We start from the raw sequence: 14,305 nt of genomic DNA on the forward strand, positions 1-14,305 counted from the left end.
CGGCGGCCCTCCTCGGTCAGGGGGGTAGCTTGGCGACGTCGATCGTCACCACGTCGATCCCCCCGGGCGACCCGACGGCGAAGCGGGCGCGCGGCGGATCGAGCGCCAGGACGGGTTGGGGCCGATCGAGCACGATGCTCGAGACCGCTTCGCCGGTGGCGAGGTCCGCCCACTCGTGGACGACCTTGCCCGAGGCCAGAGACACGAGCCGCGGATGCTGAAAGAACGTGACCACGTGCTGCGGGCCGACCGGCATCATCGCGCCCGGCGGATAGCCGAGCTCGAGGCTCGCGACGTAGCGGCGCAGGGCCGTGTCGTAGATCGCGAGTCCGTTCGGGCGGAGCCTGGGGCCCGGATACTCGCGATTGGCCCACGCGGCCTCCTCGGGGTCCTCGGGCGCCCCGGATCCGCCGAGCAGCAGGAGATCGTCGTCGAGCCACGCGGCCGAGCTCTCCTCGGCGAGGCAGACGTTGCGCGAGCAGCTCGCCCCCTCCAGCGCGTCGAGCAGCGTGGGGTCGCCGAGAGCTGCGGAGAGGTCGAACCAGACGACCGCGTCCCAGGGGTGCCAGACCCAGCCCGCGCTCAGTAGCCGCCTCGAGCCGGGCGAAACGGCGAGCCGCGAATGAAAGAAGTCAGCCTCCTTGCGCGCTGGGCTGCGCGTCAGGCGCTCGCCCGTCTCCGCGTCCTCGATCTCGAGCCGCGCATAGGAGTCGGGGCAATGCGCGAGGAGCGTGCGGCGCGCGGGCCCCGAGAAGAGACACACCGGATAGTCGTACGCGTCGGCATGGTAGAGCGACCGATGGAGCTCCCGGACGACCTGCCCGTCGCGGAGCAGCAGGCCCGCGGTGCCGGTTCGCTCGTGGACCACCGCCCAGCGGCCGGTCGGGTCCGTGGTGGCGGCGTTCAGGCGGCCGTACCCCCAGCTTCGGCCCGCCGCAACGAACCCCCGCTCCGCCGTCCAGGTGGCTCCGCCGCGGGCCCAGTCGACCAGGTCGTCGCCGCGCCAGCAGAGGGAGGTGGCCGGGTGCCCCTCGGACGCCAGCCGGGCTACGCGCGCCCAAGTGGTGGAAGAATCCATCGTCGGAGTAATCTAGCAGGTGCATGAGCCACTACCCCCACCTTCTCTCGCCGATCGATCTCGGCCCGATCTCCCTCCGGAACCGCGTCTTGATGGGCTCGATGCACACCGGGCTCGAGGACCGCTTCTTCAACTACGGCAAGCTCGCGGCCTACTTCGCCGAGCGGGCCCGCGGGGGCGTCGGGCTCATCGTCACCGGAGGCATCTCGCCCAACCGCCGCGGCTGGCTGCTCCCGGCCGGTGGGACCCTGAACCGCCGCGCGGACGTGCTGAGCCACCGGCGGGTGACTCGCGCCGTGCACGCGGAAGGGGGACGGATCGCGCTGCAGATCCTCCACGCCGGGCGCTACGGGTATCACCCCTTTCAGGTCTCCGCCTCGCGCGTGAAGTCACCGATCAATCCCTTCACCCCGCGCGCCATGAGCGAGAAGCTCATCCTCCGCACGATCGGCGACTACGCACGCTGCGCCGCGCTCGCCCGCGACGCAGGCTACGACGGCGTCGAGATCATGGGGAGCGAGGGGTACCTGCTGAACCAGTTTCTCTGCCGACGGGTGAACCGCCGCACGGATCGCTGGGGCGGGTCGATCGAACAGCGGGTGGAGCTTCCGGTGCAGATCGTGAGAGCGGTCCGCGAGGCCGCCGGGGCCGGATTTCTCCTCGTCTATCGCCTCTCGCTCCTCGACCTGGTGGAGGGGGGGAACACCTGGGACGAGATCGTGACGGCTGCCACGGCGCTCGCCGGAGCGGGGGTGCACCTCCTGAACACGGGCATCGGCTGGCACGAAGCCCGCGTGCCGACCATCGTGACCAGCGTGCCGCGCGCGGCCTTCCGCGCGGTCACGGCCCGCCTGCGCCGGGAACTCTCGATCCCTGTCTGCGCCTCGAACCGCATCAACACCCCCGAGGTCGCGGAGGAGATCCTCGCACGGGGCGAAGCCGACCTGGTCTCGCTCGCGCGGCCGCTGCTGGCCGACCCGGAGTTCGTGGCCAAGGCAGCGAGCGGTCGTGCCGAGGAGATCAACACCTGCATCGCCTGCAACCAGGCCTGCCTGGACCACGCCTTCGCGCTTCGGCGCGTGAGCTGCCTGGTGAACCCGCGCGCCTGTCGCGAGACCGAGCTTCTCGTGCGGAGCGCGCCGCAAGCGAAGCGCATTGCGGTGGTCGGGGGCGGCGTCGCCGGGCTGGCCGCGGCCACGACCGCGGCGGAGCGGGGTCATCAGGTCACGCTCTTCGAGGCCGCGGAGGCGCTCGGCGGTCAATTCCGTCTGGCCGCCCGCATCCCCGGCAAGGAGGAGTTCCGCGAGACGATCCGCTACTACGCGAAGCGGCTCGAGCTGACCGGCGTGCGAGTCCGGCTCGGGACCCGGGTCGAGCGACGGGACCTCGCGTCGGGCTTCGACGAGGTGGTCGTGGCGACGGGAGTCGTGCCCCGGCGGCCGTCCCTCGAGGGGATCGATCACCCCAAGGTCCTCACCTACGCCGAGCTTTTGCGGAGCGAGCGCGAGCTCGGTGCACGCGTGGCGATCATCGGCGCCGGGGGGATCGGCGTGGACGTGGCCGAGTATCTGCTGCACGACGCGGTCGAGACCCCCGAGGCATGGCTTCGAAGTTGGGGCATCGACCTCGCATCGCGCCAGGCGGGCGGCCTGACCCCCCCCGAACGTCCGTCGCCGCGCCGCGAGCTCTGGCTGCTGCAGCGCCGGCCGAAGGGGAAGAAGATGGGCGCCGGGCCGGGCAAGACGAGCGGCTGGGTGCACAAGGTCACGCTCGAGCGCGCCGGCGTGCATCTGCTGGGTGGCGTCGAGTACCTGCGGGTGGACGACGCGGGCCTTCACCTTCGGCACGAGGGCGAACGGAAGGTGCTCCCGGTGGATCACGTGGTGCTCTGCGCGGGCCAGGAGTCGGTAAGGGACCTGGTGGCGACGGATGCGCAGGGGAAGGCGGCCGATCCTCGATATCACGTCATCGGAGGCGCCGAGCTGGCCGCCGAGCTGGACGCGAAGCGCGCGATCAGGCAGGGGACGGAGCTCGGGGCGCGGCTGTAGCGCGCGGCGGCGGTGAATGGCCCACGGAGTCCTACGGGCGAAAGAGGGCGGGGGGTAGCGGCGGGGCGTAGAGGTGGTGCGTCGCATACTCCTTGGCGGGCGAAGCGAGCCTGCCCGCCTCGTCGGCGAGGGCGCCTTCGATCTCGAGCGCCGTCCCTGCCGTAGGGTCGCCGGCACGCTGCCGGAGCAAGAGCTTCTCGATGCGCATGTAGCCCGGGTCCTCGAGCTTCGCGCTACCGAGCTCTATCGCAGTCAGCATCATGCCCGTCGCCGTCTGCTTCTTGCCGTGCGCCGCGCGGGCCTTCTTGGAGAGCCCCACGCTCGCGGCGGTGAGGAGCTGCCGGGCGAGCCCCGTCAGTCCCTGACCGAGACCGGCCTGCTTGGCGGACGTCGCTGCGCCGCGCGTGGAGTCCGAGAGCACCGCGAGCTGGGAGTCCATCGGCGCGGCCGCGCTCGCTCCCTTCAGCTCGGTGCTCAGTTGGCCGATCCGTCGGGCGAAGAGCCAGCTGGCCCACGCCTGCCGGAGCGGACTCATGTTGCCGAGCCCCCGGATGTCCCGCTGGGCGCGCCCGAGACGCTGCTGCGCGGTGGCGGCGCTCAGGGGCCGCTTCTCCGCCGCGTGCGCCGCGCGAGGAGGCGCGAAGGCGGCGAGACCGAGGAGCAGCAGGATCGTCGTGCGCGTCGGACGGGTCATGCGAGGGTTTCCTCCGGTGGGCTCGAAGAAGTGCACGGAGGGTGCCATGGCCGTCGATTGGTCGGACCCTTGCGAGTTCGTGCACTTACCTTGCTTCGGCAGGGGGATGCGCGTGTACGTTGGGGTCGGACGTCCTCGCCCGCGGGATGCGCCGACCCTACGGGCAGGCTCGAGTGACCGTGCGCAGTGCGGAAGGAACCATAGGCCATGCAGGACGTGTTCTTCCTCGACTGCGGCACGTTCGACGTCCCGACCTTCGCCGTGGCCCCGCGCGGGCGCGGGTGGGGCAGGAGCCAGCTCTCCCTCACAGTGGGCGTGGCCGTGAGGGAGAGCGGCGACGTGGTGCTCGTCGACTGCGGCTTCAGCGAGAAGACCTGCGAGGGCCCCCGCCGATCGATCGGCGCGGTCTACACCGTGGTGCTCGGGCTGCGTCTTGCCCCGGAGCGCGCGGCGGTGCGCCAGCTCGCGGCGCTGGGCATCGCCCCCTCGCGCGTCACTACCATCGTGGCCACCCATCTGCACCTGGACCACATCGGCGGATGGGTGGACTTCCCCGGGGCGGAGCTCGTCTGCTCCACGGCCGAGCTCGAGGCGTTCTCGCGCCGTTCGGGGCTCTCCGGCTATCGCGCGGGCGATCTCGCCGGAAAGCCTCCGCCGCGCGCGGTGACCCTCGACGGTCCGGCGGAGCTCGGGTTTCCGTCGAGCCACGACCTCTTCGGCGACGGTCAGGTCCTCTTGCTGGAGGCGAACGGGCACACGCCGGGTCACGTGGCCGTCGCGCTCCAGGGGGCGGAGCGGCTGTACGTTCACACCGGCGACGCGGCCGACCAGCTCTGGGAGTATGGACTCGAGCCTCCGGGGCCGTCGCTGCAAGGCCGGGTCATCGGCTGGAGCACCGAGGAGCTACGAAGGACCTACGGGTTTCTGCGCGCGTGCGAGGCCGATGCGCGGCGGCCGGTGATCGTTCCGACCCACGATCGGAGCGTGTTCGAGCGGATTCCGCACGGGCCGCGTCCAGGATAGGGGAGGGGGCTGGGCGCCGGGGAGCGCTCTAGGCCCTACTTCGCGGCCGGAAGCCCTTCGGCGAGCTTGGGGTGCAGCTCGGCGAACATGCGCTCGAGCGCGGCCGGCAGGAAGACCTCCTTCGCGGCGCGTCCCGGCTTGTAGGTCGCGATGGTGACCCAGGGGCCCCAGCCGACCTGCGCGGCCACGTCGCCGAACCACGACTTGGACTGGTAGTAGGGACGCGCGCGGAAGACGAGCTGCCCGTCCTTGCGCACCAGCTCCGTCTCCACCTTCTCGCAGAAGATGGTGCGGAAGTTCATCACGCTCAGCTCGCCCTTGAAGATCTGGTCCGCGCCGCGCTGGATCCACCCGGCGGCGAGCACCAGCTCCTCGGGGCTCTGCTTGACGAGCTCGGCTGCCCGGCGCCGGATGGCCTGCCACCGCGGCGTCGCCTCTTTTTTGAACCCGGCGGGCTCCAGGTTGAAGGTGACGACGCGAACGGCGTGCGCCGCCAGGTTGTCCCACGAGGAGCCGGTGGTGTGCCCGTAGGCCTGCGAGGTGAAGCGGGTGCGAAGCTGGGTGGACGGCGTGCTCTGGGAGGGGTCGAGGTAGAACATCCGCGGGTCGTCCTGCAGGAACCCCGTGACGAGCGTGCCTCGGCCGAAGAGGGCGCCGAGCCCACCGACGCGCCGGCGATACTCGACGGTGGTGGGGGTCCTGTCCCAATAGACCGACCGCGCCACGCCGTCCGAGAGCTCCTGCCGCTCGGGGCCGGGGGCGCCGCCCCGCGCCAGGGCGGCGGACGAAACGAGAGTCAGCAGCGCGACCGGAGCCAGCCATCGGGTCATGGGGTCCTCCTGGCTAGGCTGCATTGCACCCGGGAGGCCAAGCACCGGCGCTGTGATTGCACGTGCTTGGCCCTGAGCGGCGGGCCGGGCGTGACGGGAGGCGTCGCACTCTCTGCTCGGTAATCGGAAAGGGAGCGTCGCCGGAGCGCCCAAGGGGACAATCGCCCACGGCGACCGTTGCTCGGACGATGGGTTTCAGACGAAGATGCCGCGCATCAGCTTCGGGGCGGCCCAGGCCAGCATCTTCCGGGGGATTCGGAGGCCAAGCAGTGAGTCGAGCACGGACAGAGCCGGCCGCCGCGGTGAGCACCGGGAACGGCGGTCGCACCTTCGCGAGCTTCCGCGAGGTCGCCGACTTCCTCTGGCAGAACGCCGAGCGCATGCGCGGCGCCTACAAGCCCAACGAGTACGACAAGGTCATCCTGCCGCTGCTCGTGGTCAGGCGGCTCGACTGCGTGCTCGCGCCGACCAAGGAGAAGGTGCTGGCGCGCCTCGAGGCCCTGAAGGGCAAGGGCATGAAGTCCTCGGACCCGGCGGTCGATGTGGCCCTCCGCAAGGTCACCGGCGTGCCGTTCTTCAACACGTCCCGGCTCGACTTCGCGACGCTCAAGGGCGATCCGAACCACATCGCGCAGAACCTGCGCGCGTACCTCAAGGGATTCTCGCCGAGCGCGCGCGACATCATCGAACAGTTCAAGCTCGACGAGCAGGTCTCCCGACTCGACGAGGCGAATCTGCTCTACCAGGTGATCGGCCTCTTCGCCGAGGTGAACCTCCACCCCGACGCGGTCCCGAACCACGTCATGGGCAGCGTCTTCGAGGAGCTGATCCGGCGCTTCAACGAGAAGAAGAACGAGGAGGCCGGGGACCACTACACCCCGCGCGAGGTCATCCGCCTCATGGTCGACCTCCTGTTCATCGAGGACGACGACGCGCTTCGCAAGCCCGGCATCGTGCGCACGCTCTTCGATCCGGCCTGCGGCACGGGCGGCATGCTGTCGGTGGCCGAGGAGTACCTGCGCGAGCTGAACCCGAACGCCCGCCTCGAGGTCTTCGGCGAGGAGCTGAACCCCGAGTCCTACGCCATCTGCAAGTCGGACATGATCATCAAGGGGCAGAACCCCGAGAACATCGTGCGCGGGAACTCGTTCTCCGAGGACGGGCACGCCGGCCGGCGTTTCGACTACCTGCTCAGCAACCCGCCCTTCGGCGTGGACTGGAAGAATGTGCAGAAGGTGGTCGAGGACGAGCACGCCAGGCAAGGTCACGCCGGCCGCTTCGGGGCGGGACTGCCGCGCATCAACGACGGCGCGCTGCTCTTCCTGCAGCACATGATCTCCAAGATGAAGCCGGTGGACGGCAAGGCGTCCCCACGGGGCGCGGCGGGCGAGTCCGGGCACGAGGGCGGCCACGAGGGCGGCAGCCGCCTCGCCATCGTCTTCAACGGCTCGCCGCTCTTCACCGGCGACGCGGGCTCGGGCGAGAGCGAGATTCGCCGCTGGATCCTCGAAAACGACTGGCTCGAGGCGATCATCGCGCTGCCCGACCAGCTCTTCTACAACACGGGCATCTCCACCTACGTCTGGGTGCTCACGAACCGCAAGCCCAAGCGGCGCCGGGGCAAGGTCCAGCTCATCAACGCGGTCGAGCTCTTTCAGAAGATGCGCAAGTCGCTGGGCAACAAGCGCAACGAGCTCGGGCCCGAGCACCTCGCGCGCATCGTGCGGACCTTCGGAGAGTTCCGCGAGAGCGCGATCTCGAAGATCTTCGACAACGAGGACTTCGGCTTCCGCCGCATCGTGATCGAGCGGCCCTTGCGGCTGGGCTTCCAGGCCTCGCCCGAAAGGCTCGAGAGGCTGCGCGAGCAGAAGGCGTTCGCGGCGCTCGCCTCGACGAAGAAGAAGGGTGTCGCGGGCGAGCAGGAGATCGAGGAGGGCCGCGAGTTGCAGCAACGGCTCCTCGCAGCCCTGGGTCGGCTCGACCTGAGCCGCGTCTACACGCAGCGCGAGCGCTTCGAGGAGGAGCTGGACGGCGTGCTCGCGCGCGCCGGGATTGCCGTCGCCGCGCCGGTGAGAAAGGCCATCCTCGCGGCGCTATCCGAGCGCGACGAGAGCGCCGAGGTCTGCACCGATGCCAAGGGCCGGCCCGAGCCCGACGGCGACCTGCGCGACGTCGAGAACGTCCCGCTCAAGGAAGACCTCGTTGCCTACTTCGAGCGCGAGGTGAAGCCGCACGTGCCCGACGCCTGGATCGCCGGCGTGGAGGTCCGCGGCGGCAAGGCCGTGGTCGTGGATGAGAGCAAGGTGCGGGTCGGCTACGAGATCCCGGTGAGCCGGCACTTCTACACGTACAAGCCGCTCCGTCCGCTCGAAGAGATCGAGGGTGAGATCAGGCAGCTTGAAGTCGAGATTCAAGGGTTGCTCGCGGAGGTGCTGGGGTGAGCAACGGCAACCTTCAGCGTCTGAAACATGTGGCTGATATTCGTTTCAGCAACGTGGACAAGCTCTCGGAACCAGACGAAGACCCTGTTCGCCTATGCAACTACACGGATGTCTACAAGAACGAGCGAATCGCCGCCGACATGCCATTTATGGAGGCCACAGCGACTCGTGCTGAACTCCGGCGATTTCATCTTGAAGTGGACGACGTGGTTGTTACCAAGGACTCCGAGACGCCGACGGATATTGCCGTTCCGGCGGTTGTGACCTCGACAGCCCCCGACCTGGTTTGCGGCTACCACCTCGCCGTGGCGAGACCCCATCGAATGCGGATGGATGGTCGCTTCTTGCATCGTGCCCTCCAAGCCGATGGAGTCCGCGAGCAGTTCTACGTGCAGGCAAACGGAGTCACCCGCTTCGGGTTGAGCCAGCTTGCCATTGGGAACGTACTTGTCCCCGCACCTCCGGTGAGTACGCAACGCCGAATCGCTGACTTCCTCGACCGCAAGACCGCCGCGATAGATACCCTCATTGCCAAGAAGGATAAGCTCGTCGCGCTGCTCGCCGAGAAGCGACAGGCGCTGATCACTCAGGCGGTAACCAAGGGGCTCGACCCGACCGTGCCGATGAAGGACTCGGGGAGTGCATGGGTTGGCCATGTGCCGGTTCATTGGGAATGCCGGCGACTGAAGCAGATCTCTTCTCGGGTCGTTGTTGGTATTGCTCAGGCGGCGACTCATGCCTACGCGGACGCGGGGATTCCGATCGTGCGGTCGACGAACGTCCGCCCGAATCGCATTTCCCTCGACGACATTCTCTTTATCGAAGAAGGCTTCGCAAATGAACTCGGTTCAAAGTACATCTACCCGGGCGACCTGCTGACGGTAAGGACGGGCAATGCCGGTGTGACTGCCGTCGTGCCGCTGTCTTTGCCTCGCTGCCAATGTTTCACCATGCTAATAACCACTCTCCGGCGAGAGCATTCCCCTGAGTTCTTCTCATTCCAGTTGAATTCAGAGCTCGGTCGCAATTACTTCAGCCGTGAGAGTTGGGGCAGCGCACAGGCGAACATCAGCGTTCCAATCTTGCAGAATGCGCCAGTCGTAGTGCCACCGCCGATCGAGCAGGTCACGATTGTTTCCGCGCTGAATGCAAGACTAGCGACGTTCGACAAGAGTATCGAACTGATGGAACGACAAGTCGATCGCCTTCGCGAATATCGCCAAGCCCTGATCACCGCCGCCGTGACCGGAAAGCTCGATCTCTCGACGGAGGCCGCAGCATGACCGTGCGCGTCGACGTGAAGCCGGAGCTCCTGCGTTGGGCATGCGAGCGCTCTGGGCTTGACGTTGCCGCTCTCACCGGCCGCTTCCCGCACCTCGAAGCCTGGACGCGTGGCGAGGTCAAGCCGACGCTCAAGCAGCTCGAGAGCCTGGCGAAGGCCACGCACACGCCGGCCGGATACCTGTTCTTGCCCGAGCCGCCGGTGGAGCGCCTCCCCATCCCGGACTTCCGCACGGTTTCCGCCCCACAGCGCCAGCGTCCGAGCCCAGAGCTCCTCGACACGATCTACGCGATGCAGCAGCGTCAGGGCTGGCTCCGCGAGTACCTCATTGAAGACGAAGCGGAGACTCTCGCCTTCGTGGGAAGCGCGAGGCTTTCGGACCCCCCCGAGTCCGTCGGGGCCGAGATGCGGCGCGTGGTTGGGATCGAGGATGGATGGGCCAGCTCCGTTGCCACCTGGCAGCAGGCGGTGAGCGACCTGCGCCGCCGGATCGAGGCGCTGGGGGTCATGGCGGTGATCAACGGCGTGGTCGGCAACAACACCCACCGCCCGCTCGATGTCGCGGAGTTCCGCGGTTTCGCGCTGAACGATCCCTACGCGCCCCTCATCTTCGTGAACGGGGCGGATGCAAAATCCGCTCAGATGTTCACGCTAGCCCATGAGCTGGCCCACCTCTGGCTCGGCGCGCCGGGACTCTCCGGGTTCGAAGGGCTCTTCCCACGGGGCACCGACGTAGAGGAGTGGTGCAACCAGGCCGCCGCCGAGTTCCTCGTGCCTGCACGCACTCTGGAGGCGGAATGGCCCGAGGTGCGCCGGAGCAAAGCGGCCTTCGAGGCCCTCGCCCGAACCTTCAAAGTGAGCCCCATCGTCGTGGCGCGGCGCGCGCTGGATCTGCGGCTGATCGCCCGCACCACCTTCTTCGCCTTCTACGACGCATATATCAAACAGGAGCACCGCCGAAAGCCGCGAGCGGGTGGAGGGGACTTCTACAACAACCAGAACACCCGCGTCGGCGAGTTGCTCGCGGCGCACGTCATGCGCGCGGCGGCCGAAGGACGGGTGGGCTTCAAGGAAGCCTACGACCTCGTCGGGCTGCGCGGCGGAGCCTTTCGGGAGTACGCGTCTCGACTCGGAGTCCGTCTCTGATGCCGGACGCGAAGCTCTTCGTCGTCGACTCCGACGTCTTCATCACCGCCAAGAACCGCTACTACGCGTTCGATCTCTGCCCGGGCTTCTGGAAGAGCCTCGTGCGTCGCAACCGCGAAGGTCGCCTCTGCAGCATCGACAGAGTCAAGGGTGAGCTTCTCGTGGGTCCAGAAGACGAAGGCCTCGTGACGTGGGCCAAGGACGAGGTGCCACAGGGCTTCTTTCGCAGCGTAGACGAGGCAGCGGTGGTGGCGCGGTACAGGGAGATCATGCTCTGGGCCCAGAAGGCACCCCGCTTCTTCGACGCGGCAAAGGCGAAGTTCGCCACTGGCGCCGATGGGTGGCTCGTGGCCTTTGCCATGGTCCACGAGGCGATCGTCGTGACGAACGAGCAGCCGAGACCGAACGCTCAGCGAGAGATCAAGCTTCCCGACGTGTGTGAGCAGTTCGGAGTGGCCTACCTGGATACCTTCCAGATGCTCAGGGCGCTCTCGGTCCAGTTCGATTGGGGGGGGACGAGCTGATGCCCGGTAAGCACACCGAGCGTGCCTTCGAGGACGCGATCGAGCACAGCCTCGTCGCGGAAGGTGGTTGGACGAGGGGCGAGGCGACCGGCTTCGACCGAGAGCGGGCGGTCTCGAGCGGGGGCTTCTTCGCGTTCGTCGAAGCCACGCAGGCCGACCTCTGGGCCGAGCTGAAGAAGCAACACGGCGCGGGGCTGGAGGCGGCTGTGCTCGAGGCCCTCGTGAAGTCGCTCGACAGCCGCGGCACTCTCGACGTGCTGCGCCACGGATTCAAGTTCTACGGCAAGCGGATCGACTGCGCCTACTTCCGGCCCGCGCACGGGCTCAACCCGGAGATCCTGGCCCAGTACGGCCAGAACCGCCTCGTCGTGACCCGCCAGGTCCACTTCGCCAAGGCCGAGGACCGCGACGAAGACCAGTCGATCGATCTCCTGCTGTCGCTCAACGGGCTGGCCGTCGCCACGGCCGAGCTGAAAAACCCGCTCACCGGGCAGACCGTCCACGACGCGATCGCTCAGTACCGCGGCCGTAACCCGCGACACCGGCTCTTCCAGCTCAAGAAGCGGGCGCTGGTCCACTTCGCGGTCGACCCGGACCTGGTCTACATGACGACCCGGCTCGCGGGGGAAGGTACGTCGTTCCTGCCGTTCAACCGGGGCGACCGGGGGGGCGCCGGCAACCCCGAGCACGCGAGCGGCTACCGTACAGCCTACCTCTGGGAGGAGGTCTGGCAGCGGGATTCTTTTCTCGACCTCGTGGGCCGCTTCCTGCATCTCGGGCGCGAGGAGAAGGTCCGCTCCGGCAAGAAGACCGAGGACGAGAGGGTCATCTTCCCCCGTTACCACCAGCTCGACTCGGTGCGCAGGCTCGAGGCAGCGGCCCGCATCGACGGCCCGGGGACGAGCTACCTGATCCAGCACTCCGCCGGCTCGGGCAAGTCGAACAGCATCGCCTGGCTCGCCCACCGCCTCGCCAGCCTGCACGACGCGGCCGACAAGAAGGTCTTCGATTCCGTCGTGGTCATCACCGACCGGCGGGTCCTCGACAAACAGCTCCAGGAGACCATCTACCAGTTCGAGCACAAGCAGGGCGTCGTTGCGAAGATCGACGAGCACTCCGACCAGCTTGCCGAGGCGCTCGCGGCCGGGACGCCGATCATCATTACGACCCTGCAGAAGTTCCCCTTCGTCACCGAAAAGATCGCCAAGCTCCCGGGGCGCACGTACGCGGCTATCGTCGACGAGGCGCACAGCTCGCAGACGGGCGAAGCGGCGCGACAGATGAAGCAGGTCCTCGCTGCCGGTTCGCTGGACCAGGCCGAGCTGGAGGACAGCCAGGCGGACGCCGAGGACGACCAGGATCGTGTTCTCAAGGCCGTGATGGCGTCGCGCGGCCGGCAGAAGAACCTCTCGTTCTTCGCCTTCACCGCCACGCCCAAGGCGAAGACCCTGGAGGTGTTCGGGGTGCGCGACGAGGCTGGCAAGCCGCGCGCCTTTCACCTCTACTCGATGCGCCAGGCCATCGAGGAGGGCTTCATCCTCGATGTGCTCAAGAGCTACACGACCTACAAGACGTACTACCGCCTCGTGAAGGCCACCGAGGACGATCCGCGCGTGCCCAAGAAGGAAGCCACGCGCCAGCTCGCGCGGTTCATGAGTCTGCACCCGCACAACATCGCCCAAAAGACCGAGGTGATGGTCGAGCACTTCCGCGCCAAGGTGCGGCACAAGATCGGCGGCCACGCCAAGGCGATGGTGGTCACGAGCTCGCGTCTGCACGCCGTGCGTTACAAGCAGTCGTTCGAGCGGTACCTCGAGGAGAAGGGCTACCAGGACGTCGGGGTGCTGGTCGCCTTCTCGGGCACGGTGCGCGACCCCAAGACCGATCTCGAGTTCACCGAGCCGGGGATGAACGTCGGCAAGGACGGAAAGCACCTCTCCGAGGCCGGCCTGCCGGCGGCCTTCGACAGCGCCGACTATCAGGTGCTCCTCGTCGCTAACAAGTACCAGACGGGCTTCGACCAGCCGCTCCTGCACACCATGTACGTCGACAAGCGGCTGTCCGGGGTGCAGGCCGTGCAGACGCTCTCGCGCTTGAACCGCACCTGCCCGGGCAAGGAAGACACCTTCATCCTCGACTTCGTCAACGACACCGAGGAGATTCGGTGCAGCTTCCAGCCCTACTACGAGCAGACCACGGTCGCCGAGACCGCGGACCCGCAGCAGCTCTACGACCTCGCCCACCAGCTCGAGGCGACCCAGATCTTTTGGCGGTCCGAGCTCGAGGCCTTCTGCAAGGTGTTCTTCTCGCCGCGCGAGAGGCAGACCGTCCACGACCAGGCCGAGATGAACCGCCACCTCAACCCGGCGGTCGATCGCTACAAGGCGCAGACCGACGAGGCGCGTGAGGCGTTCGCCAGCGCGCTCGGCGCGTTCGTGCGGCTGTACGCGTTTCTCTCGCAGATCATGCCCTTCTCAGATCCGGACCTCGAGAAGCTCTACACCTTTTCGCGGTTCCTCGAGACCAAGCTCCCGCACGACCCGAAGAAGGCCCCGCTCAAGCTCGACGGCGACGTGGCGCTCAAGTACTACCGCCTCGACAAGATCAGCGAGGGCGCCATCGCCCTCAAGGCTCGCGAGCCGGGCACCGTCTATGGCCCGACCGAGGTCGGAACCGGCAAGGGCGGGGACGACGCGGTGCAGCTCTCGGAGATCATCGAGGTGCTGAACGAACGCTTCGGCACGGAGTTCAACCAGGCCGACCAGATCCTCTTCGACCAGTTCGTCGCGGCGGCCAAGCTCGACACCGAGGTCGTACAGCGCGCCAGAGCCAATCCTCTCGACAACTTTGCCCTCGCCATGAAGGCCAAGGTCGAGGGCCTGATGATCGACCGCATGGATCAGAACGAGGAGATCGTGACCCGCTACCTGAACGACCCGCAGTTCCAGGAGGTGGCCTTCAGGCTGCTTGTGAAGCGGATCTACGACGAGCTCAGGGTGAAGGAGCCCGCGGAGGTGGGGCACTGAGCCCCGTTTACGGCGCAGCTACTGCAGGTCCTGCTGCATGCGCTCGTAGATCTGCCAGCCCAGGTCGGTCATGGAGTAGTTGCGGTGTAACCGTCCGGATTCGGACCTCTCGACGAGGACAAGGCGGCAGACCAGACTCGCGGGATGACGAGCACACGACGGTCGCAGGCGTTCTGGCAGAAGCTGGTGACGGAGGTGGAGCGCGGGGTGGCG

At 67.8% G+C, this 14,305-nt stretch carries 10 protein-coding genes; 7 read left to right on the forward strand and 3 right to left on the reverse strand.

Annotation, left to right across the window (positions count from 1 at the left end; all coding sequences use genetic code 11):
• Positions 1-16 precede the first annotated feature (16 nt).
• Positions 17-1,078 carry a hypothetical protein gene (locus IT371_21740; GenBank protein MCC6750302.1) on the reverse strand — a complete coding sequence of 354 codons (1,062 nt, stop codon included), beginning with the start codon at positions 1,076-1,078 and terminating at the stop codon, positions 17-19.
• Positions 1,079-1,101: 23 nt separating this feature from the next.
• Here IT371_21740 and IT371_21745 point away from each other — a divergent pair, with 23 nt between their 5' ends.
• Positions 1,102-3,126, forward strand: coding sequence for an NADPH-dependent 2,4-dienoyl-CoA reductase (locus IT371_21745; protein MCC6750303.1), 2,025 nt, complete (start codon positions 1,102-1,104; stop codon positions 3,124-3,126).
• A 31-nt stretch (positions 3,127-3,157) separates the two neighbouring features.
• Here IT371_21745 and IT371_21750 read toward each other — a convergent pair whose 3' ends face one another.
• Positions 3,158-3,820 (reverse strand): hypothetical protein, encoded by a 663-nt coding sequence (locus tag IT371_21750; protein MCC6750304.1) that lies wholly within the window; start codon positions 3,818-3,820, stop codon positions 3,158-3,160.
• A gap of 207 nt (positions 3,821-4,027) precedes the next feature.
• On the opposite strand from IT371_21750, the gene IT371_21755 reads away from it, so the two are divergent.
• Positions 4,028-4,843 (forward strand): MBL fold metallo-hydrolase, encoded by an 816-nt coding sequence (locus IT371_21755; protein ID MCC6750305.1) that lies wholly within the window; start codon positions 4,028-4,030, stop codon positions 4,841-4,843.
• A gap of 35 nt (positions 4,844-4,878) precedes the next feature.
• Here the strand turns inward: IT371_21755 and IT371_21760 are convergent, their stop codons facing one another.
• Positions 4,879-5,673 carry a hypothetical protein gene (locus IT371_21760; protein ID MCC6750306.1) on the reverse strand — a complete coding sequence of 265 codons (795 nt, stop codon included), beginning with the start codon at positions 5,671-5,673 and terminating at the stop codon, positions 4,879-4,881.
• A gap of 188 nt (positions 5,674-5,861) precedes the next feature.
• Here IT371_21760 and IT371_21765 point away from each other — a divergent pair, with 188 nt between their 5' ends.
• From IT371_21765 to IT371_21785, 5 genes are read left to right on the forward strand one after another with little or no spacing between them, the layout of a single operon-like run.
• Positions 5,862-8,114, forward strand: coding sequence for an SAM-dependent DNA methyltransferase (locus tag IT371_21765; protein ID MCC6750307.1), 2,253 nt, complete (start codon positions 5,862-5,864; stop codon positions 8,112-8,114).
• Positions 8,111-9,397, forward strand: coding sequence for a restriction endonuclease subunit S (locus tag IT371_21770; GenBank protein MCC6750308.1), 1,287 nt, complete (start codon positions 8,111-8,113; stop codon positions 9,395-9,397). The genes IT371_21765 and IT371_21770 overlap by 4 nt, the downstream gene beginning before the upstream one ends.
• On the forward strand, positions 9,394-10,542 hold the full coding sequence (locus tag IT371_21775; GenBank protein ID MCC6750309.1) for an ImmA/IrrE family metallo-endopeptidase: 1,149 nt from the start codon (positions 9,394-9,396) through the stop codon (positions 10,540-10,542). Before IT371_21770 ends, IT371_21775 begins: the two co-directional genes overlap by 4 nt.
• Complete coding sequence (locus IT371_21780) at positions 10,542-11,066, forward strand: DUF4411 family protein (GenBank protein ID MCC6750310.1); 525 nt, start codon at positions 10,542-10,544, stop codon at positions 11,064-11,066. Before IT371_21775 ends, IT371_21780 begins: the two co-directional genes overlap by 1 nt.
• Positions 11,066-14,092 carry a type I restriction endonuclease subunit R gene (locus IT371_21785; protein MCC6750311.1) on the forward strand — a complete coding sequence of 1,009 codons (3,027 nt, stop codon included), beginning with the start codon at positions 11,066-11,068 and terminating at the stop codon, positions 14,090-14,092. Before IT371_21780 ends, IT371_21785 begins: the two co-directional genes overlap by 1 nt.
• Positions 14,093-14,305: the final 213 nt, after the last annotated feature.

It is taken from the genome of Deltaproteobacteria bacterium (genome assembly GCA_020848905.1).
Taxonomy (GTDB): Bacteria; Myxococcota_A; Polyangia.